The sequence below is a fragment of the Anaerolineae bacterium genome (assembly GCA_011176535.1).
GTDB lineage: Bacteria > Chloroflexota > Anaerolineae > Anaerolineales > DRMV01 > DUEP01.
On sequence record DUEP01000019.1, the window covers coordinates 1 to 19134 of the forward strand.

The following is a 19134-nucleotide window of genomic DNA, read 5'->3' on the forward strand; positions in this document are numbered from 1 at the left end:
ATCCTCTTCGCGTGGGAGCGCTTTCTATGCACCAGCCTTTGGATTTCCAGTCTATCATCTTCACCCTGCAGCGCTTTTGGGCCGAGCAGGGCTGCCTGATCGGGCAGCCTTATCACACCGAGGTGGGCGCGGGCACGATGAACCCGGCCACTTTCCTGCGCGTGCTCGGCCCCGAGCCCTGGAATGTGGCTTATGTGGAGCCGTCCATCCGTCCCGACGATGGACGCTACGGTGAGAACCCCAATCGCCTGCAGATGCATTACCAGTTCCAGGTCATCCTCAAGCCCGACCCGGGAAACCCCCAGGAACTCTACCTCAAGTCCCTGGAAGCCTTGGGTATCGACCCCAAAGTCCATGACATCCGCTTCGTAGAGGACAACTGGGAGAGCCCCGCCCTGGGCGCCTGGGGCCTGGGCTGGGAGGTGTGGCTGAACGGCCTGGAAATCACCCAGTTCACTTACTTTCAGCAGGCGGGCGGCCAGGTGCTCGACCCTGTGGCCGTGGAGATCACCTACGGCCTGGAGCGCATTGCCATGGCGCTGCAGCGGGTGCGCGATTTCAAGGCTATTCAATGGAATGAGCAGCGCACCTACGGCGATCTGCACTTGCAGAACGAGCAAGAGTTCAGCAAGTATAGTTTCGAGTTGGCCGATGTGAAGCGCCTGCGGGAACTTTACCATATCTACGAAGCCGAAGCCGAGCGCTGTTTGGACGAGGGGCTGGTCATGCCGGCCCATGATTATGTGCTCAAGTGCTCCCACACTTTCAACATCCTGGACACCCGTGGGGCCATCGGTGTGACCGAGCGGCAGGGATACTTCCGCCGGATGCGCGACTTGGCCCGCAAGGTGGCCGCAGCCTATACGGCCCAGCGTGAGGATTTGGGCCATCCTTGGGGTTGCGCCGACAGCCAGGCGGCCTACAGCCCGCCTCAGGTCCCCGCCCCGCCTCCGCCGCCCGACGAGCCGGCCGACTTCTTGCTGGAGATCGGCACCGAGGAACTGCCGCCCGCCGAACTGGACGCCGCGCTGAGCCAACTGCGCCAGGCCGTGCCCGCGCTGCTGGAACGCCTGCGCCTGGAGCACGGCGAGGTGCGCGTGTTGGGCACGCCGCGCCGTCTGGTGGTCCATGTGCGTGACCTGGCCCCGCGCCAGCCGGATCGGGAGTTGGTGGTCAAAGGGCCGCCGGCCGACCGCGCTTTCGACGCCGAGGGCAACCCCACCCGTGCCGCGCAGGGCTTCGCCCGCAGCAAGGGCGTGGCCGTGGAGGACTTGGAAATCCGCGAGATGGACGGCGGGCGCTATGTAGTCGCCGTGGTGCGCGAGCAGGGGCGCCCGACCACCGAAGTCCTGGCCGAGGCCCTGCCCCACCTGCTCGCCGACCTGCGTTTTGCCAAGACCATGCGGTGGAACGCCTCGCGGGTGGCCTTCTCCCGCCCCATCCGCTGGTTGCTGGCTCTGCTGGGCGATCGCGTCGTGCCTTTCGCCTACGCCGGGCTAGTCAGCGGGAAGGCCACGCGCGGGCTGCGCTTCCTGGAACCCGAGACGCTGACCGTGGCCGACCCCGCTGCCTACTTTGATACGCTGGAGTCCCAGGGGATTGTGCCGGACCCCGAGGAGCGCCGACAGCGCATCTGGACCCAGGTGACCGCGCTGGCCGCCCAGGTGGGAGGTGCCGTCCCCGAAGATGAGGCCCTGTTGGCCGAGGTAACCCATTTGGTGGAGGCCCCCACGGCGCTGCGCGGCGCCTTTGAGGAGGAGTATCTCGACCTGCCTCGTGAGGTGCTCATCGCGGTGATGAAGAAGCACCAGCGCTATTTCCCGGTGGAGAAGGATGGTCGTTTGCTGCCCTATTTCATCACCGTGGCGAATAAACCGGATCTCTCCCCACCCCCGACCGCCTCGGGCGGTCACCCCCTCCTCTCCCTTAGCAAAGGAGGGGAGGGGGATGGGGGGAGGGGAGAGATCCCCTTCCAGGCTATCATCCAAGGCAACGAGGACGTCATCCGCGCCCGTTTCGCCGACGCGGCGTACTTCGTGCACGAGGACCGCAAGCACAAACTGGAGGACTTCCTCCCCAAGTTGAAGACGCTCACTTTCCAGGCCGACCTGGGCTCCATGTGGGACAAGACCCAGCGCATTTGGGCGCTGGTGGACGACCTGGCTCCGCTGCTCGGCCTGGACGCTGACGAGCAGGCCACGGCCCGCCGTGCCGCCGAACTGTGCAAAGCCGATTTGGCCACCAACATGGTGGTCGAGATGACCTCGCTTCAGGGCATCATGGGGCGCTACTACGCCCTGTGGGGCGGTGAGCCGGAGGCGGTGGCTCAGGCTATCTATGAGCACTACTTGCCGCGCTTCACCGGCGACGAAGTGCCGCAGAGCAAGCCTGGCTTGGCGGTGGGCCTGGCTGACCGTCTGGATACCCTGATGGGGCTGTTCGCCGCCGGGCTGGCGCCCACAGGGGCCAAGGACCCCTTTGGCCAACGCCGCACGGCCCTGGGCCTGGTGCAGACTCTGCTGGCCTGGGACCTGGACTTCGACCTGCGCGCCGGCCTGGAGACGGCGGCCCGCCATCTGCCCATCGAGGCGAGCGAGGTAGCCCGTCAGGAAGCCCTGGCCTTCATCGTGGAGCGGTTGCGCCATTTGCTGTTGGAACAGGGGTATCGCCACGATGTGGTGGACGCTGTGCTGGCCGCCCAGGGGTACAATCCGGCCCGCGCGGCCCGCGCCGTGCGCCAACTGAGCATCTGGGTGCAGCGGGAGGGTTGGGCGCGCATCCTGCCCGCCTATGCCCGCTGCGTGCGCATCACCCGCGACCAGGTCCAACGCTACGAGGTGCAGCCTGAGGCCTTCGTGGAGGAGGCCGAGGGGGCGCTGTGGCAAGCGCTGCAACAGGCCGAGGCCGCCCCGCGCCAACCCGGCTCAGTGGACGACTTCTTCGCCGCCTTCTTGCCCCTGATCCCGGCCATCGAACGCTTCTTCGAGGAAGTCCTCGTCATGGCCGAAGACGAGAGGCTTCGCCGCAACCGGTTGGGGCTGTTGCAGCGCATCGCCGCGCTGGCCGACGGCGTGGCCGATTTGAGCCGGTTGGAAGGTTTCTGAAGCCAGGCGTGCAACTCAACGGGGCGCAGCCGGAAACGCTGCGCCCCGTTTTTTGTTCCAAGGTAGCCGGACGGGCCCCCTGTGGAAGCGCCCGCCCTCCTGACGCTTTCCTGACGTCAGGCGAACATGATGAAAGCGTTCCTTATCTTCGCCTCAGGAGGGTGCTATGGAGAGACGTTTTCGTTTTTGGGGTCTGGTGGCGGGGCTAGCTGTGCTGAGCGTGGTCGCCCTGGCCTGGGTGCGTTGGGAATGGGTCTAGGAGGGAGTGCAGCGTTACCCGGCTGTGTTCCTGGCGTTTCATCAGTCCGTGTTGGGCACTCCGCCGGAGCGTTTTCTTTGGCAGGCCTGGGCCGATGGCGGCCTGAAGCAACCGGACATGATGGATTACCACGACCAGTACGCCCGCGCCCCCAGGCCGGTGTGCCCTATCCCAACCAGCAGGACTTCCCCATCAGGGGCCTGGCCCGGATGGACAACACCTGCCGGGCAGCCTTTGGCTTTCAGCCGACCGGGATGGAACCCTGTCTGTGTCGCAACAATGTCACGGCACCCGTTTGCCCGCAGCTCGCAGAGCCGCCCATGGCAGGATGCGTGCAGACCCCTGATAGGCTCTGGCAGTGTGTGCAGGGCGGCGAACTGGCGCAGCAGGTGTACTGCCGGTGGGATAAGGAACTCTGCCAGTGGAGTTGTCGCCCCACTCCATTGTGTGAGCCACCGGTTCTCGTACCGCCTCCGACGGGCATGGAGAGTGGCTCGACCTCTGGGGCCGTGGTTCTCATCCCCATTCCGGATTGGAGCGGGGGAATCCCTCTTCCGCCGGGAGTGGAGCCCGTTCAGATTGCCTTTGGGGCGATGGACATCCTGCGCTCCCAGGCGGACGGTCAGACGACGCAATGCACCTGGAACCCCAACCTGTGTCGGTGGCAGTGCAACGATGTGTGTTTGACCATCCCTGAAGCGCCTCGGCCTGATTGCACTTATCAGGGAAACGATACCTGGCTGTGCGACGATGGCGTGTCTACGCGGACGACCTATCGCTGGAATCAGGAGACCTGTCAGTGGGATACCGAATCCGAGGCGTATTGCCCTGCCCTTCGAGAGACCCCCGATGCGTACCCCGAACTCCTGCAAGCAGACCGACGCCGGGGTGTGGAAGTGTACGCACTACACCGATACCGGAGTTTATGTGCTGCGCTACAGGTGGGATGAGAAGAAGTGCGAGTGGGAGCAGGGCCTGCTGTGCTCCCGTGATCCGCGTGAAACCTGCTCCTACGATACCGAGGACACCACGGGACACCCCTGGTTCTGCTCAGGCAGCAGTGCGAGTGGGATTCCAATCAGTGCCGTTACCGCTGCTGGGAGCCGAAAACGCAACCCAAACCCAAAGAGGATCAGCCAGTTTGTCAGGTGGAGGCATATTGCTCTCTGTTCGGCAGGAAGGCGGAACAGAGCCCGCGAGTCCCCCTTTGGGCGGGCCAATCTCTGCGTGGAACTCCAGGGCTTTTTAGGTTTGAGCCTTATCCCGGCGAGGCGGGTGGAATCTCCTCCGCTCCCCCCCGGCTCAGCAGGGCGAAGCGTGGGGAGGGTTCTTCAGCCCGTCCTGGGCCTTCATCTCTGGAGTGCGAGAATACGAAAAAGCTCTGGTGGAACCCCGTGTTCCAGGGAAGAAAGAAGGCAGAAGGGTTTATAATAGTGCTCCCAGACCATCCAGGGAGGTGTGCTATGCGGAAGTTCTTCGCTTTTCTCAGCGGAACGCTGACCGGCGCGGCGGTGGGAGCGGTGATGGCCCTCCTGTTGGCCCCTGCGCCCGGGGAGGAGTTGCGCGAGCAGGCGTTACAGCGGATGGCATCCTTGCGTCAGGAAATTCGCGAGGCAGCCGCGGCGCGGCGGGCTGAGTTGGAGGCCGAGTTGGCCCGGTTGCGAGGCCAGGGAACATCCCTGGCAGAGTAAAGGCCAACGCGGTGGGGATTTCCCCACCGCGTTGTTTGTCATCACGGGGTGCTCAGCATGAGGCGATAGGAGGCTGGCTGCCGGGTGAAGCGCGTGGTCCCGCTGACCACCAGGATCACTTCTTCGTAGTCGCTTCCGTTCAGGGTGATGGAAACGCGTTGGGTGGCGTCGGGCTTCAGGTAGCGCACCTCGGTCTCCCCGTGCCGGGGCTTCAGGATCAGCGCCAGACCGTAGCGTTGCGGCAAGGCGTTGTAGAGCCGCACGAAGCCCTGGGCCTCCCAGCCGTCTTCGCCCTCCTCGAAGTCGTTCAGCTCGCCCAGTTCGGGGATGGCAATGTCGTCCACCAGGAACCCGGTGCGATTGACGGCGGCGTCGGTGATGTACTCGAAGCGGATCCACACCGGCCCGCCGCTGTAGGCAGATAGGTCTACGGTTTCCTGAATCCATTGGGGGGAGGGGCCGCCTCCGGAGGGGCCGGTATAGCCCCATCCCCGGTTGCTCCCCGTGGGGTCGGCGTCGGTGCCCGAGGGGGTGTGAAGGATTTCCCAGGTCTGGCCGTCCCGCGAGGCTTCTACATAGACATAGTCGTAGTCCTGCTCGATGTCGAACCAGGTCCAGTAGGTGAGGGTGGCCGACGACAGCCCGGAAAGGTCGTACCGGCGGGTGAGGGTCATATCTGATTCGTCGCCGTAGTTGCTCCAAAAGGCATAATCACCGGAGTGGGGTTGGGTGGGTACCACGGGGACCGTGGCCGAACCCTGGAAGATGAGGGTGAATGGCTCGTTGCAGTCCAGTTGGATATAGTCCACGCCGTATTGGTGCACGGTTCCGGTCCAGGTGGTGTTGCATTCGCCTAAGATCTCCGTGGGGGCGAAGAAGGGCAGGTCGTCAACGACATTGCGGTAGCCGTAACGTCCCTGGTCGAGGCCGGCGTCCTGGAGGTAATTGGCGATGACCCAGTCGAGGAAGACCTGATCGGCGTTGTAAGGCGCGCCCAGGTTGTGCAGCACCTCATCCACGCTGGTCATGCCGTTGGCCGGGTCGGCCACCAGGGCGCGGGTGGCCTGCTCGCCAAAGTGGTCGAGGAAGTAGGCGACGAAGAGATAGGCCGCACCGTAGTGGGGCAGCGTGTCGCTATCGGCGGGGTCCGGCCAGGCGGTCAGTTGGATGTCCGGGTCGAAGGCGTAACGGTATTCAAAGCCGCTGGTGCGCACCCCGTTGAGTTGGGCGGCCAGTTCGGAGAAGCCTTCGTTGAGCCAGGTGCTTTCGTTGCGGTCACGATACCAGTGGATCATGTGCTGGAATTCGTGGGCCAGGACACCTTTCATCTCTTCGCCGCCCAGTTTCAAGTTGTCGGCGCTGAGCATGAAGGCCTCATGGGCGTTGGAGTATTCCTGCACCCCGGGGGGCAGTTCGTCCGCCGAGGAGAAGTAGCCGGCGATGGAGGAGCCCAGCCCGTAGGCGTAGATGATGTAAATGTGCGGGTCGCCGTCGATCCCTGGGGTCCACTCACTGCCGAAGAACGCGCGGTTGGTGGGGTAGATGTGCTTCTCAAAGAAACGCGCCACGGCCTGGGCATCGCGCTGGCGGTAGGAGACCCGCGTGTCCACCCAGAGGTAAACATGGGGTTCGGCGGCGGCCAGTTCGGCTTCGATTTGGGTGCTCTGGCGGGTGTCTTCGTTGGTGATCCAAAAGGTGGCGCGGTCGCCCACCTGATAGGTGGGAGGAGATGCTGGGGTGTTCCAGACGATGGTCTTGTGTTCCAGGCGTTGGGCTAGATCCACAGGGTCGTTTTCGGGGACCAGGATGTGGGCCAAGGTGTCCAGCATGGCCATGGCCTTGTCCTGGGCCTCCGGCGAGGGGGTGAAGACCAGCGCTGGGGTAGGGGTGGGCAGGCCAGGCGCTGCGGGGGAGGCGATAGGGGAAGACGAAGGAGTGCCCGGTGGCGCGAAGGGGTTCTGGTAGAGCGCCCAGGCGCCCAGGGCGCATCCGCCGATGAGGCAGAGCATCCCACTGAAAAGGACGAAAGCCAACACACAGGCGCTACGCTTGTTCATGGGCGTTTTCCTTTGAGGCAGGGCTGGCACTCAACGCCAGGATGGTGCCCAGGCTGAGCCAGACCTGGGGGCTGGTGAGGGAATCCTGGGTGAACCAGTAGAGAAGAATGGTCACCACGATCCAGAGGGAGGCGATGCCCAGCAGACGATGGGCGCGTCCGGATTGCGTCCACCAAAAGAGACTGCGTCCGATGGTGTGGAGCACAAAGGCCATAAAGGCCAGAAAGCCCAGCAGGCCGGTTTCGGCCAGCAGGCGCACGTACATGTCCTTGGGGTTGAGGAAGACGCGATGCACAGGCGCGATGTGACGGGCGATCTCAGGGAGCATGGTGCGCGACCACTCGGGCAGCAGGTCGTAAATCGAGAAGCCGCTGGCCCCTAAACCCACGCCCAGCCAGGGGTGACGCTCCAACAGGCTGGCGGCGGCCCACGCATAAGCCAGTCGTGGCCCGGCGTAGATGTCCACGATGTAGCCCACCCAGGTCTTCCCGGGCTTGAGATGAAAGAGGGCGGCGAAGTAGTTGATTTGCATCAGCCAGGCGAACCCTGCAGCCAGGAGCAGCGCGACGGCGGCCGCCCCGCCCAGCACACGAGGCCAGGCGCGGCGCAAAAAATCTGCGCTGAGGCGCTGGCGGCCCCAGAGCAGCAGGCTGAGGAGGCTCACGCTGGCCCCGGCGACCAGGGTGACCAGAATCCCGCTGCGGGAGATGGTGAAAAGCAGGAGGAAACCGGCCCACACCAGCAGCAGGGCTTCGAGCCACCAGTGACGCAGCAGGCGCTTTCCGCTCAGGAGGGCCGCCGCCAGCCAGGGGATGTAGAGGATGACCAGTTGTTCGGCGAACCAGGAAGGCTCATAGGCCATGCCGGAGATGCGCCGGGGGAGCAGCCCGTTGATGGAGAAGGTGCGCTGCATGCGGCTCAGGGTGTCGGTCGGCAGGATATGCCCGCGGATGGCGGCCACCTGCAGCGTGCCCCAAATCGCGGCCACCAGAAAGCCGGCGTAGAGCCAGCGCAGGGCCCAGAAAAGGTCCGCCTCACTTTCGTAGGCCCAAAGGGCCCCGACGAGGAAGGCCAGGCCGATGGCGAAACTGAGCCAGGCCCGGAGCGCCCGGTGGCCGTAGGTGATGCCGAAAAGAGGCGGGGGGTTGAGCAGCCAGCCGTGGGCGGTGCTGAGGAGGGCGATGAGGGCAAACACCCCCAGGGGGACCAGGTTGCTCAGCCAGCGGAACCGCCGCTCGCGCAGGATGCGCAGCCCGGCGAGGAGCAGATACGGCGCGAGGGGGAGGAAAGCCAGCGGTTTGACCTGGGTGGTGCCGAAGAAATCGGGATAGTAGCGAAAACTGGTCACGGGTAGGGTGAAAAGCACCAATCCCCAGAGGAGTTTTTCCGCCCGGCGTCCTCCTGACCAGTTCCCAGGGCGTTTAGTGGTCATGGCTCGGTCTCCCAAACCCCAGGGCCCAGCCCAGGGCCAGGACGAGGCCGGCCAGGGCCCCAGTGAGGGTGTAGGCCGCCAGGGGGCTGCGGCGTTCCACGGGCAGGTGCTCGGCCTGGGCGAAAAAGACTTCGATGTAAGGCGAGATGCCCCCAGAGGCCTCTTCCAGGGCGGCGATGTCCTTTTGAAGGGTGGTTTGGCGTTCGTCCAGAACCCGTAACTTCGCCTCGCATTCCGTTGGCGGGGGCGTTGAGGCGCATTGTTGATGCCATTGTTCCTGCTGCTTTCCCACCTCGGCCAGGGCCGCGCGTTTGGTGAGCAGCGCCAGGGCGATGCCCACCCGCTGGCGGACCTCATCGGTGAAGGCTTGGGCCCAGGCGCGAGCCAGTCGCGTCGCCGCAGGCGCATCCCGGGCGATGACCCAGAAGTGCCAGCGGCCATCGTGTTCGTCGCGCAGGATGAACTGGCCCTGACGCCAGGCGGGGTCCAAAGGCGTTTTGGCATAGGTGGCGGTTCTTTCCAGCACCGCGTCGCTCCAGGCCAGGGCTTCGAGTTTCTTGTTTTCGCGGGCCAGGAACTCGAACATCTCGCGGTCGGTGTCGGTGGGCCAGGCCTCTTCCATGTTGTAGTCCACGATGACCTCGGCCTGGGCGCGGTAGGGCGGAGGGGCCAGACGATAGACCACGGCCCCCAGCAACGCGCCCAATAGGCCGGCCACGATCCACAAACGCCAGGCTTGCAGCACCGTGGCCCAGTCTTCCAGAGAGGGGGGCTGAAGCAGCCGCTGTTTCCAGGTCATGGTGACGCTCCCGAATCGAGATGAGGCGGGGTGAATCGCCGCCAGGCGCGGTAACGCAGCCAGAGAGGGCCTAAGGCGCGGCGGAGGAGGTATTTGGCCGCCAGGACGGAGAACCAGGATCCCCCTTCGCGGAAATGCACCCGCAGCATTTCGGGCCAGCAGCGGTCGTCGTCCTTGAGGGTCTTGGCGTCGCCGTGGATGCGGAAGTTGGCCCACACCCGCGGCACATAGAGCAGCTGGCTGACTTTGGCCATCCTGACCCACAGGTCGTAGTCCATGGCGAAATAGAAGGAAGGGTCCAGCGGCCCTACCTGACGCCAGAGGGCGGCGCGGAAGAAGGCCGCCTGCTGAGGGATATGCACATACCCCCGGCGCAACCGGCGATAGTCGGTCTGGGCGGCCGGAAAATGGCCAATGATGCGCCCCTCCTCGTCGATGTAGTTGGCGTCGCCGTACACCAGGCCGACTTCGGGGTGCTGCAGGAGGGCTTCCACGGCCTCGCGCACGGCGTGGGGCTCGTAGGTGTCGTCGGAGTTCAGCCAGGCCAGGATTTCCCCGTGGGCGTGGGCGAAGCCTTTGTTGATGGCGTCGGTCTGCCCGCGGTCCGGCTCGGAAACCCACCAGGCTAGCCGGTTGGCGTAGCGGCGGATGATCTCCACGCTGCCGTCGGTGGAGCCGCCGTCCACGATGATGTACTCGATGTGGGGATAGTCCTGGGCCAGCACGGACTGGATGGTGGCTTCCAGAAAGCGGGCCTGGTTGTAGGAGGGGGTGACGATGGTGACCAGAGGAAGGTGGGTGTTCATGGCGCTTGCTCGGGGGGGCATGGCGAAGATTGTGGGCAAGGCGCGATTTTCCCGCCAGGGTGTGGCGTTCTGGGGCAAGTTTATCATACCTGAGGCGCCGACGGGCGGGGGTTTGGGAGAGAAAGGCTGTTCGTCCACAATTTGTGACGCTTTGCACTACCCTCTCTGGGGAAGTGGTGCTATAATCAAAGGCGTGACTCTATAACCTTTTGAGGAGAGGAAGCGATGGGGTATACAATTATCCAAGTGCCTGAAGGCGGCGAAAAAATTCGCAAGCCGGGTGACCAGTTGATTGTGCCCGACAATCCGATTATCCCCTTTATCGAGGGTGACGGCACTGGGCCGGACATCTGGCGAGCTTCGGTGCGCGTGTTCGACGCCGCCGTGGAGAAAGCCTACAAGGGCAAGCGCAAGATATTCTGGATGGAGGTTTACGCGGGCGAGAAGGCCTACAAGCAGTTCGGTTCCTGGCTGCCGGATGAGACCATCAAGGCGTTCCAGGAGTTCCTGGTGGGCATCAAGGGCCCCTTGACCACGCCCATCGGCGGTGGGATCCGCTCCCTGAATGTGGCCATCCGCAAAGCGCTGGATCTGTATGTCTGCCAGCGCCCGGTGCGTTACTTCCCCGGCGTGCCCTCGCCCCTGAAGCACCCCGAGTGGGTGGACATGGTCATCTTCCGCGAGAACACGGAAGATATTTATGCGGGCATTGAGTTCGAGCAGGGCACCCCGGAGTGGGAAAAGTTCATGCAGTTGTTCAAGGAGAACTTCCCCGAGGAGTACGCCAAGATGCGCTTCCCGGAGACCTCGGGGATCGGCATCAAGCCCGTGTCTGAGGAGGGAACCAAGCGGCTGGTGCGGGCGGCCATCCAGTGGGCGTTGGCCAACAACCGCAAGAGCGTGACCTTAGTGCACAAGGGTAACATCATGAAGTACACCGAGGGCGCTTTCCGCAAGTGGGGCTACGAGGTGGCCGAAGAGGAGTTTGGCGACAAGGTGTACACCTGGGCCCAGTGGGATCGCACCAAGGCGGAGAAGGGCGAGGAAGCGGCCAACGCCGAGCAAAAGGCGGCCCTGGAGGCCGGGAAACTGCTGGTCAAGGACGTGATCGCCGATATTTGCTTCCAGCAGACGCTGACCCGCCCCAAGGAGTTCGATGTCATTGCCACGATGAACCTCAACGGCGACTACCTCTCCGACGCGCTGGCGGCCCATGTGGGCGGCATCGGCATTGCGCCGGGTGGCAACATCAACTACGATACCGGCCATGCGGTCTTCGAGGCCACCCACGGCACCGCGCCCAAGTACGCCGGGCTGGACAAGGTCAACCCCTCCTCGGTCATCCTCTCGGGCGTGATGATGTTCCAGTACATGGGATGGAATGAAGCGGCGGATTTGATCATCAAGGGCATCGAAGGCGCCATTGCGGCCAAGACGGTGACCTATGACTTCCACCGCTTGACGGAAGGAGCCACGCTGCTCAAATGCTCTGAGTTTGGCGACGCCATCATCAAGCACATGGACGATTAGGCTTCAGCCAGGGGTGCAGTCGCTCACGCATACTGCACCCCTGGGGTTTTTCCCCGGCTGCCCTCTCTCACGAACGCCTTTTGAGGAGGTTTCTATGTCCAGGTTTAGTGAGACCCTGACAGGGTATGCAAAGTACAAGGGGTCGGGCCATTGGGCCTTTGTCCTCCACCGGCTCACGGGATTGGCCATCGTCCTCTTCCTGTTGATTCATGTGGTGGACACGGCCTTCGTGTATTTTTGGCCCGCGGGCTACGAGGAGGCGATTGTGTTGTATCGTAGCCCTCTCTTCGGCATCGGCGAGATCCTGCTCGTCTTTGCCGTGATTTACCACGCCCTCAACGGATTGCGCATTGCGATTTTCGATCTCTGGTACCCTGAGGGCTGGGAAATGGGCTTTGCCCAAAAGTCCGTGGTCTGGACGCTGGCCATCGCAATCATCCTTTGGATCCCGGCGGCGGTCATCATGGGTCAGAGCATCCTGGCCCACCTGGGTGGATAGGAGGTTCTTATGGCTACTCCTTCGCGCACGGTGAACATCCCCCGCAATTATGAGATGGTGGCCTGGCAGTGGATGCGTTACTCGGGGATCTTAATCATGCCCCTGGTGGGCATCCATGTGTTGATTAAAGATGTGTTGGTGGGGGTGCATGAGATCGATATCGTCTATGTGCAGCGTGTTTGGGAAAACATTGGTTGGCGCATCTTCGATCTGGTCTTCTTGACCCTGGTGTTGAGCCACGGGATGAACGGTTTGCGCCAGGTACTCATGGACTTTATCCACGGCGAGACGGGGCGCCGGGTGACGACCTGGATTTTGTTGATCGTCTGGCTAGCGGTGTTGATCTGGGGCGCCCTGGCGATTATCAACGGTGTCCGTCTCGTGTAATGGAGGAGGAGTGCGATGAAAGTGCATCGGCATCAATACGAAGTGGTCGTGGTCGGTGCTGGTGGCGCCGGTTTGATGGCTGCGCTCTATGCGTCGAAGAAGGTCAAGACGGCCGTGTTGAGCAAACTGTACCCCAGCCGCTCGCACACCGGCACGGCGCAAGGTGGCATCGGAGCGGCCCTGGGGAACCTGGAAGAAGATCATCCCGAGTGGCACACCTTCGATACGGTCAAAGGGAGTGATTATCTGGGTGATCAGGATGCCATCGAGTTCATGTGCTACAAGGCCCCAGAATTAGTGTATGAACTGGAGCATATGGGGTTGCCTTTTGACCGCACGCCCGAAGGGCGCATCATGCAGCGACCTTTCGGCGGTCACACGAACAACAAGACGGGGAAACCGGTGCACCGCGCCTGTCACTCGGCCGACCGCACCGGGCACATGATTCTGCAGACCCTTTATCAGCAGTGCCTTAAGAACAATGTCACCTTCTTCGACGAGTTTCAGGTGCTGGACCTGATCATGTCCGAGGGTAAGGCCGCCGGGGTGGTGGCCATCGAGTTAGCCACGGGTGACATGCATGTCTTCCATGCCAAGGCCGTGATCATTGCCACGGGCGGCTGGGGCCGCATGTGGGAAGTGACCTCCAATGCCTATGCCTACACGGGCGACGGCGCGGCAATCGTGTTGCGCAAGGGACTGCCTTTGGAGGATATGGAATTCTTCCAGTTCCACCCCACGGGCATCTACAAACTGGGCATCCTGATCACCGAGGGCGTGCGCGGTGAGGGCGGTGTGCTCATCAATAACGAGGGTGAGCGTTTCATGGATCGCTACGCCCCCACGGTGAAGGACTTAGCCTCGCGGGATGTAGTCAGCCGCGCCATTTACCTGGAGGTTAAAGCCGGGCGGGGTATCAACGGCCAGCGCTATGTGTACCTGGATGTGCGGCCGGAGACGGTGAACAAGTACGCCGAAATCGACGGGCGCACCAACCCCGACGGCACGCCCTACCGGGTCACCGCTGAGGATATCCTCCACAAGTTGCCCGACATCATCGACTTCTGCAAGACTTACCTGGGCGTGGATCCCACCAAAGACCCCATCCCCGTGCAGCCCACGGCGCACTACGCCATGGGGGGCATCCCCACCAATGTGAAGACCGAGGTGCTCGCCGACGAGAACAACACCGTGGTGCCCGGCCTCTACGCGGCGGGCGAGACAGCGTGCGTGTCGGTGCATGGGGCCAATCGCCTGGGGACCAATTCGCTAGTGGATCTCGTGGTCTTTGGCAAGGAAGCGGGCATCCATGCAGCCGAGTACGCGGCTGGCGTTGAGTTTCCGCCCCTGCCCGAGGACGCGGCCGATTTTGCCATCGCTCAATTGGAGGCCATCCGCAACAGCAAAGGCAGCGAGAAGGTGGCCGATATCGCCAAGGAACTCAAGCATGTGATGATGGACAAGGTGGGCGTGTTCCGCACGGGCGAGGGTTTGCAGGAGGCGCTGGACAGGGTGCGCGATCTGAAGGAGCGCTTCAAGCACATTCAACTCACCGATACCGGTCGCGTGTTCAACTATGAGTTGCTTAGCGCTTGGGAACTTTTGAATCTGTTGGATTTGGCCGAAGTGACCACGGCCTCGGCGTTGGCCCGCACGGAAAGCCGCGGCGCCCATTCGCGCGACGACTATCCCAAGCGCGATGACCAGAACTGGCTCAAGCACACCTTGGCCTGGTTGCGTGATGGTGATGTGGAACTGCGCTACAAGCCGGTGACCATCACAAAGTACCAGCCCAAGGAACGCGTGTACTAATCGGGAGGGCCGCCATGCAAGTCACATTGAAAGTCTTCCGCTACAATCCGGAAAAGGATGCCAAGCCGCATTTCGACACCTATACCTTAGAGGCTGAGCCCACCGATCGGGTGCTGGACCTCTTGGAACAGGTGCGCGATTATCATGACGGCACTCTGGCTTATCGCCGCTCTTGCGCCCACGGCGTGTGCGGCTCCTGCGCCATGCGCATCAACGGTCGCAACCGCCTGGCTTGCAAGACCCTGATCCAGGACCTGGGTACCGACCAGATCAAGGTGGAGCCCATCATGGGCCTGCCGGTGATCAAGGACATGGTCGTGGACATGGAGCCCTTCTTCGAGAATTACCGGTCGGTGCTGCCTTACTTCATCAACGATGAGCCGGTGCCGGAGGATGGGAGTGAGCGCTTGCAGAGTCCTGAGGAACGGGAGCGCTTCGACGAGAGCACCAAATGCATCCTCTGCGCGGCCTGCACCACCTCCTGTCCCTCCTTCTGGGCGGATGACCGCTACCTGGGCCCCTCGGCCATCGTCAACGCGCATCGATTCATCTTCGATAGCCGCGATCGGGGTGCGGCCGAGCGGTTGAAGATTGTGGCCGACCAGATGGGCGTCTGGCGCTGCCGCACGGCGTACAACTGCACCGAGGCCTGCCCGCGCGAAATTCCCATTACCAAACTCATCGCCGAGGTCAAACAGGCTGCCCTCACCGGCAAGGTGGAGTACACTTACAAGAAGTAAGGCCTCGTTATCAGGGAACCTGCAAGCCCCCGCCAGCGCGGGGGCTTGTGTCATCTGGGGATTATTCCCTTGGCAGTGGTCTTCGCCCTACCGCGTACAGCCCTAAGCGACCGTTTTCCCCATCGGAGAGGAACATCTCCTTGAGGTCCAGGCCTGTGCGGCGCAGCAGGGCCTCCAACTCGGCGGGAGTGAAGTGGTGCACATAACGCAGCCCCTGGCCCCTGTGTCGCCAGTCCAGCAGGTAGTCGCCGGGGTCAACCTGAGAGGCCGTCAGCCCCACCCGCTCCCAGGGCTGGGCACGCTGCCGCAGGCGCGGGCTATGGAGAAAAGCCCACACGGAGAGCATGAGGGCTCCGCCGGGGCGGAGCAACGCCGCGGCTTGGGTCAACACCCGCTGTCGCAAGGCCTGCCCCGGCAGGTGATGGAACACGGCAAAGGCCAGGACGACCTCGAAAGGCCCGGCGCTCACCTTGGAGGTCCAGGAGGGGTCGGTGAGATCGGCCTGGACAAAGCGGCTGCGTAGGTCGGCGGGGGCGTTGGCCCGGGCCTGGGCGAGCAGCGGGGTACTGAAGTCTACGCCCACATACTCGCCACGAAAGCCGCGCTTAGCCAGGGCCCGGAGCACCATGCCGTGGCCGCAGCCCAGATCCAGCACCCGCGCCTGGGGTGGGATGCGCGGCAGCAGGCGGTCTACCCCCGGTTGCAGCCGGCCGCGCTTTTCGGCAAAGGCTTCGCCGAAGGTCTGGTAGAATTGCCGATTGAGGGCAAGGAGATGTTTTTGGGTAAGCGCATCCACGGAGATCATTATACGCCATGCGACCACGGGAAGTCGAACTGCAGGACGAGGTGTTCGAGCGAGCCAGAGAAGCCCTGGCGGCCATCCGCGCTGGTGCCTCAGTGGAGGAGGCCCTGCGGCGGCATCCTTTGCCGCGAGGCTACCTGAGCAAGGCACAACTGGTGGCCGCCTACCGCCGCCTGGTGGAGACCGGCGTTTGGGACCCGGACCCCGACCTATTGGTCCGCATCCGCCTCAAGCCGGTGCGTTCCCTTTCGGGCGTGACCGTGGTCACGGTGCTCACCAAGCCGTACCCCTGCCCGGGGGAGTGCATTTTCTGCCCCGACGATGTGCGAATGCCCAAGAGTTATCTGCCCGACGAGCCAGGGGCGCAGCGGGCCTTGCAGCATCAGTTCGACCCTTACACCCAGGTGCGTTCTCGCCTGGCGGCCCTGGAGGCGGTGGGTCACCCGATCGACAAAATCGAGTTGCTGGTGCTGGGCGGCACCTGGACGGCCTACCCCAAGGACTATCAGGAATGGTTCATCAAGCGCCTGTTCGACGCGCTGAACGCCGACGATTGCCCTCCGGCTTGGCGGCAGGGGGACGACTGCGTGGCTCCTTCGCTGGAAGCGGCGCAACGCCACAACGAAACGGCGCGGCATCGCAATGTGGGGCTGGTGGTCGAGACGCGGCCTGACCATATCACCCCGGCGGTGCTGCGCCGCCTGCGGCGTCTGGGGGTGACCAAGGTGCAAGTCGGCGCGCAGAGTCTGGACGACCGCATCCTGGCGTTGAACCGGCGCGGGCACACGGTGGCCGATTTGCGCCGGGCGGTGGCTTTGTTGCGGGCGGCGGGGTTCAAAATCGTGCTGCACTGGATGCCCAACCTCTTAGGAGCCACCCCCGAGAGCGACCGCGAAGACTTCGCCCGCCTGTGGGATGGGCTAGCCCCCGACGAACTGAAGATCTACCCTACCCAACTGCTGCCCGGTACGGTGCTCCTGGTCCACTGGCAGCGGGGGGAGTACCGGCCTTACACCACCGAGGAGTTGGTGAACCTGTTGGCCGACCTCAAGCCCACCGTGCCGCCTTACTGTCGCATCAACCGCGTCATCCGCGACATCCCCTCGACCCATGTGGTGGAGGGCAACAGGCGCACCAGTTTGCGCCAGGATGTGCACGCCGAGATGGCGCGCCGGGGCACCCGCTGTCGCTGTATTCGCTGTCGCGAGGTGCGCGGTCAACCGATCCAGCCGAACCTTCTGCGTTTGGAGGACTATGTTTACCGCGCCGACTTCGCCGAGGAGCACTTTTTGCAATTCGTCACCCCCGACGACCGCCTGGCGGGCTTCTTGCGCCTGTCGTTGCCCTTGCCGGAGGCCCCCGAGGTGGGCATGGCCGAGGATCTGGCCGGGGCGGCCATCGTGCGCGAGGTGCATGTGTACGGCCCGTCGCTGCCCGTGGGCGAGGAGGCCCCCGGCGCCGCCCAGCATGTGGGCCTGGGCACCCGGTTGCTCCGCGAAGCCGATCGCATCGCCTGGGAAGCGGGGTATCGTCGCCTGGCCGTCATCGCCGCCGTGGGCACCCGGCGGTATTATCTGGTACGCGGTTTCGCGCGGGGGCGGTGGTATCTGGTGAAGCCCCTGTAAGCCCGACGATGCCTGCCGTATAAAAAAACACCCTGGCCTGACACCACCCAACAGGAGGTACACCCATGGGCGTGGAAGACCACCGTGCTTTGGAAGAGCGTCTGCGGCGTGAGGGCCGCCTGCCCCCCGGGCAGTCCCTCACGTTGAAGTTCCCTGTGTTGCATTATGGCCCCATTCCTCCCTTTGACCCGGCCACTTGGGATTTCCGCATTTGGGGCGAGGTGGAGGAACCGGTGCGGTGGACCTGGGAGGAGTTTCAGCAGTTGCCCCGCACGCGGGTGGTCATGGACATCCATTGCGTGACCCGCTGGAGCAAGTTTGAGACCGTGTGGGAAGGCGTCTCGGTGCGCACTCTGGTGGAGCAGGGCTACATCAAACTCAAACCCACGGCGCGGTATGTGATCCAGCACGCCGAGTACGGTTTCACCGCCAATTTGCCCTTGGAGGTGGTCTTGCAGGATAACTTCCTGCTGGCCACGCACTTCAACGGCGAACCGCTGACGCCGGAGCACGGTTATCCGTTGCGGGGCGTCATCGGCTACATCTCCGGCCGCCCGGACCTGAAGACGCCGTATTTTTGGAAAGGGGCCAAATGGCTGCGCGGGCTGGAGTTCACGGCTGAGGATCGGCCTGGCTTCTGGGAGCAGGCAGGGTATCACAACGAGGCGGATGTGTGGAAGGAGCAGCGCACGCAGCGGTGAACTGATCGGGTAGCCACCTCAATTCGTTGTACAATTTTAGTTTCCGCTAAATGAGTGGTAGAAGGGTAAAGCCACATAGCCGGCCAAACGGCTGGGGCACTTTGACAAGACGATTGAGGAGGCCCAGAGGCAGCGGTCAGGCGGTTTTCTGAGCCGCCCGGCGCCGCCGGGCCGCCGCTCCTTTGGGCAGATGTGGCCTGTGGCCGAGGCTTTTTTTCCGCGTTCGCTCGGGCAAAGGGGGCGCACTGGGAAAAACCCGGCCCAAGAGCGCCCGGCTTAGGCGCCCAGGGGGATGTTTTGGATGCCGGTCCCAAAATCCGGTGGGGTGCACCGGCAAGGTGGCGGCCGGGAATCTCTGGACCGAACCCGCCGGCAGGCCGGTTCCGGCAGCCGATGGCGGCTCTCTTCTGCCCACACGAACCGGCGATGAGCGCCCACCATCGGCTTGGCCGCCAAAGGGGTCTGCTCCACCGGCCAGCGATCCTGGTACAGGGCTTTGACCTCCCGCGGTGCCCACAGCAGGTCGATGGCCAGTAGCCAGGGTTAGTCGTAGCGCGGGTCGTAGATCGCGATGACCCGGAACGTGGCCTGCTGAGGGCCGGGAACCACACCAGGCAGCACCGGGTTGTCCCAGATTTGGGCGCGGTATTCGCGTCCTTCTTCAACCCAGGTGACCTCCTGGTCGGGCGGTATCGCGGCGAGGGGACGGTCTTTGTAGGTGCGCTCCAAAGGCCGCATCAGGGCACCGCACTTCGGCGGTCGTCCCTGCCTGGCGTAAGGAGCCCCTGCGTTTCGCCGAGCCGTGAAGTTCCTGGGCAACCGCACCACATCGCCCTGGACCCCCGCCGCCGGCGCCTCACGCAGGCGGAAGCCCGCATCCGGCACGGCGA

The 19134-nt window shown here is 63.6% G+C and carries 16 protein-coding genes; 10 read left to right on the forward strand and 6 right to left on the reverse strand.

Translation table 11 applies throughout. From position 1 onward, the window contains the following. Positions 1-26 precede the first annotated feature (26 nt). From glyS to G4O04_03550, 3 genes are all read left to right on the forward strand, one after another. Positions 27-3104, forward strand: coding sequence for a glycine--tRNA ligase subunit beta (gene glyS / locus G4O04_03540; GenBank protein HEY57603.1), 3078 nt, complete (start codon positions 27-29; stop codon positions 3102-3104). Between the two features lie 852 nt (positions 3105-3956). Continuing rightward, positions 3957-4313 carry a hypothetical protein gene (locus G4O04_03545; GenBank protein HEY57604.1) on the forward strand — a complete coding sequence of 119 codons (357 nt, stop codon included), beginning with the start codon at positions 3957-3959 and terminating at the stop codon, positions 4311-4313. A gap of 513 nt (positions 4314-4826) precedes the next feature. Continuing rightward, positions 4827-5054 (forward strand): YtxH domain-containing protein, encoded by a 228-nt coding sequence (locus G4O04_03550; GenBank protein ID HEY57605.1) that lies wholly within the window; start codon positions 4827-4829, stop codon positions 5052-5054. Between the two features lie 41 nt (positions 5055-5095). Here G4O04_03550 and G4O04_03555 read toward each other — a convergent pair whose 3' ends face one another. Genes G4O04_03555 through G4O04_03570 form a run of 4 tightly spaced genes read right to left on the reverse strand, consistent with a single transcriptional unit; the run spans position 5096 to position 10148 of the window. After that, positions 5096-7111: a hypothetical protein gene (locus tag G4O04_03555; protein HEY57606.1), complete on the reverse strand. Its 2016-nt coding sequence runs from the start codon at positions 7109-7111 to the stop codon at positions 5096-5098. Beyond that, the gene (locus tag G4O04_03560) at positions 7098-8543 is read right to left on the reverse strand and encodes a hypothetical protein (protein HEY57607.1); all 1446 of its coding nucleotides are present in this window, start codon (positions 8541-8543) and stop codon (positions 7098-7100) included. The genes G4O04_03555 and G4O04_03560 overlap by 14 nt, the downstream gene beginning before the upstream one ends. Beyond that, positions 8533-9342 carry a hypothetical protein gene (locus G4O04_03565; protein ID HEY57608.1) on the reverse strand — a complete coding sequence of 270 codons (810 nt, stop codon included), beginning with the start codon at positions 9340-9342 and terminating at the stop codon, positions 8533-8535. The genes G4O04_03560 and G4O04_03565 overlap by 11 nt, the downstream gene beginning before the upstream one ends. After that, positions 9339-10148 carry a glycosyltransferase gene (locus G4O04_03570; protein HEY57609.1) on the reverse strand — a complete coding sequence of 270 codons (810 nt, stop codon included), beginning with the start codon at positions 10146-10148 and terminating at the stop codon, positions 9339-9341. Before G4O04_03570 ends, G4O04_03565 begins: the two co-directional genes overlap by 4 nt. Before the next feature lie 225 nt (positions 10149-10373). Between G4O04_03570 and icd the strand changes: the two genes are divergently transcribed. From icd to G4O04_03595, 5 genes are all read left to right on the forward strand, one after another. Continuing rightward, positions 10374-11678 carry an NADP-dependent isocitrate dehydrogenase gene (gene icd, locus G4O04_03575; GenBank protein HEY57610.1) on the forward strand — a complete coding sequence of 435 codons (1305 nt, stop codon included), beginning with the start codon at positions 10374-10376 and terminating at the stop codon, positions 11676-11678. 94 nt (positions 11679-11772) lie between these two features. Then, positions 11773-12177, forward strand: a complete 405-nt coding sequence (gene sdhC / locus G4O04_03580) for a succinate dehydrogenase, cytochrome b556 subunit (GenBank protein ID HEY57611.1) — start codon at positions 11773-11775, stop codon at positions 12175-12177. A gap of 9 nt (positions 12178-12186) precedes the next feature. Next, positions 12187-12564, forward strand: a complete 378-nt coding sequence (locus G4O04_03585) for a hypothetical protein (protein HEY57612.1) — start codon at positions 12187-12189, stop codon at positions 12562-12564. A 15-nt stretch (positions 12565-12579) separates the two neighbouring features. Then, positions 12580-14376 (forward strand): FAD-dependent oxidoreductase, encoded by a 1797-nt coding sequence (locus G4O04_03590; GenBank protein ID HEY57613.1) that lies wholly within the window; start codon positions 12580-12582, stop codon positions 14374-14376. 14 nt (positions 14377-14390) lie between these two features. Then, positions 14391-15116 (forward strand): succinate dehydrogenase iron-sulfur subunit, encoded by a 726-nt coding sequence (locus G4O04_03595; GenBank protein ID HEY57614.1) that lies wholly within the window; start codon positions 14391-14393, stop codon positions 15114-15116. A 61-nt stretch (positions 15117-15177) separates the two neighbouring features. Here G4O04_03595 and G4O04_03600 read toward each other — a convergent pair whose 3' ends face one another. Beyond that, positions 15178-15912 (reverse strand): class I SAM-dependent methyltransferase, encoded by a 735-nt coding sequence (locus tag G4O04_03600; GenBank protein ID HEY57615.1) that lies wholly within the window; start codon positions 15910-15912, stop codon positions 15178-15180. A 17-nt stretch (positions 15913-15929) separates the two neighbouring features. Between G4O04_03600 and G4O04_03605 the strand changes: the two genes are divergently transcribed. Together G4O04_03605 and G4O04_03610 are read left to right on the forward strand one after the other, a co-directional pair. Then, entirely contained in the window at positions 15930-17543 is a 1614-nt protein-coding gene (locus G4O04_03605) for a tRNA uridine(34) 5-carboxymethylaminomethyl modification radical SAM/GNAT enzyme Elp3 (GenBank protein ID HEY57616.1), read from the forward strand. Between the two features lie 65 nt (positions 17544-17608). Further along, positions 17609-18244, forward strand: a complete 636-nt coding sequence (locus G4O04_03610) for a sulfite oxidase-like oxidoreductase (protein HEY57617.1) — start codon at positions 17609-17611, stop codon at positions 18242-18244. Between the two features lie 543 nt (positions 18245-18787). Here the strand turns inward: G4O04_03610 and G4O04_03615 are convergent. Beyond that, on the reverse strand, positions 18788-19134 hold a 347-nt coding region (locus G4O04_03615; GenBank protein ID HEY57618.1), incomplete at its 5' end, for a hypothetical protein.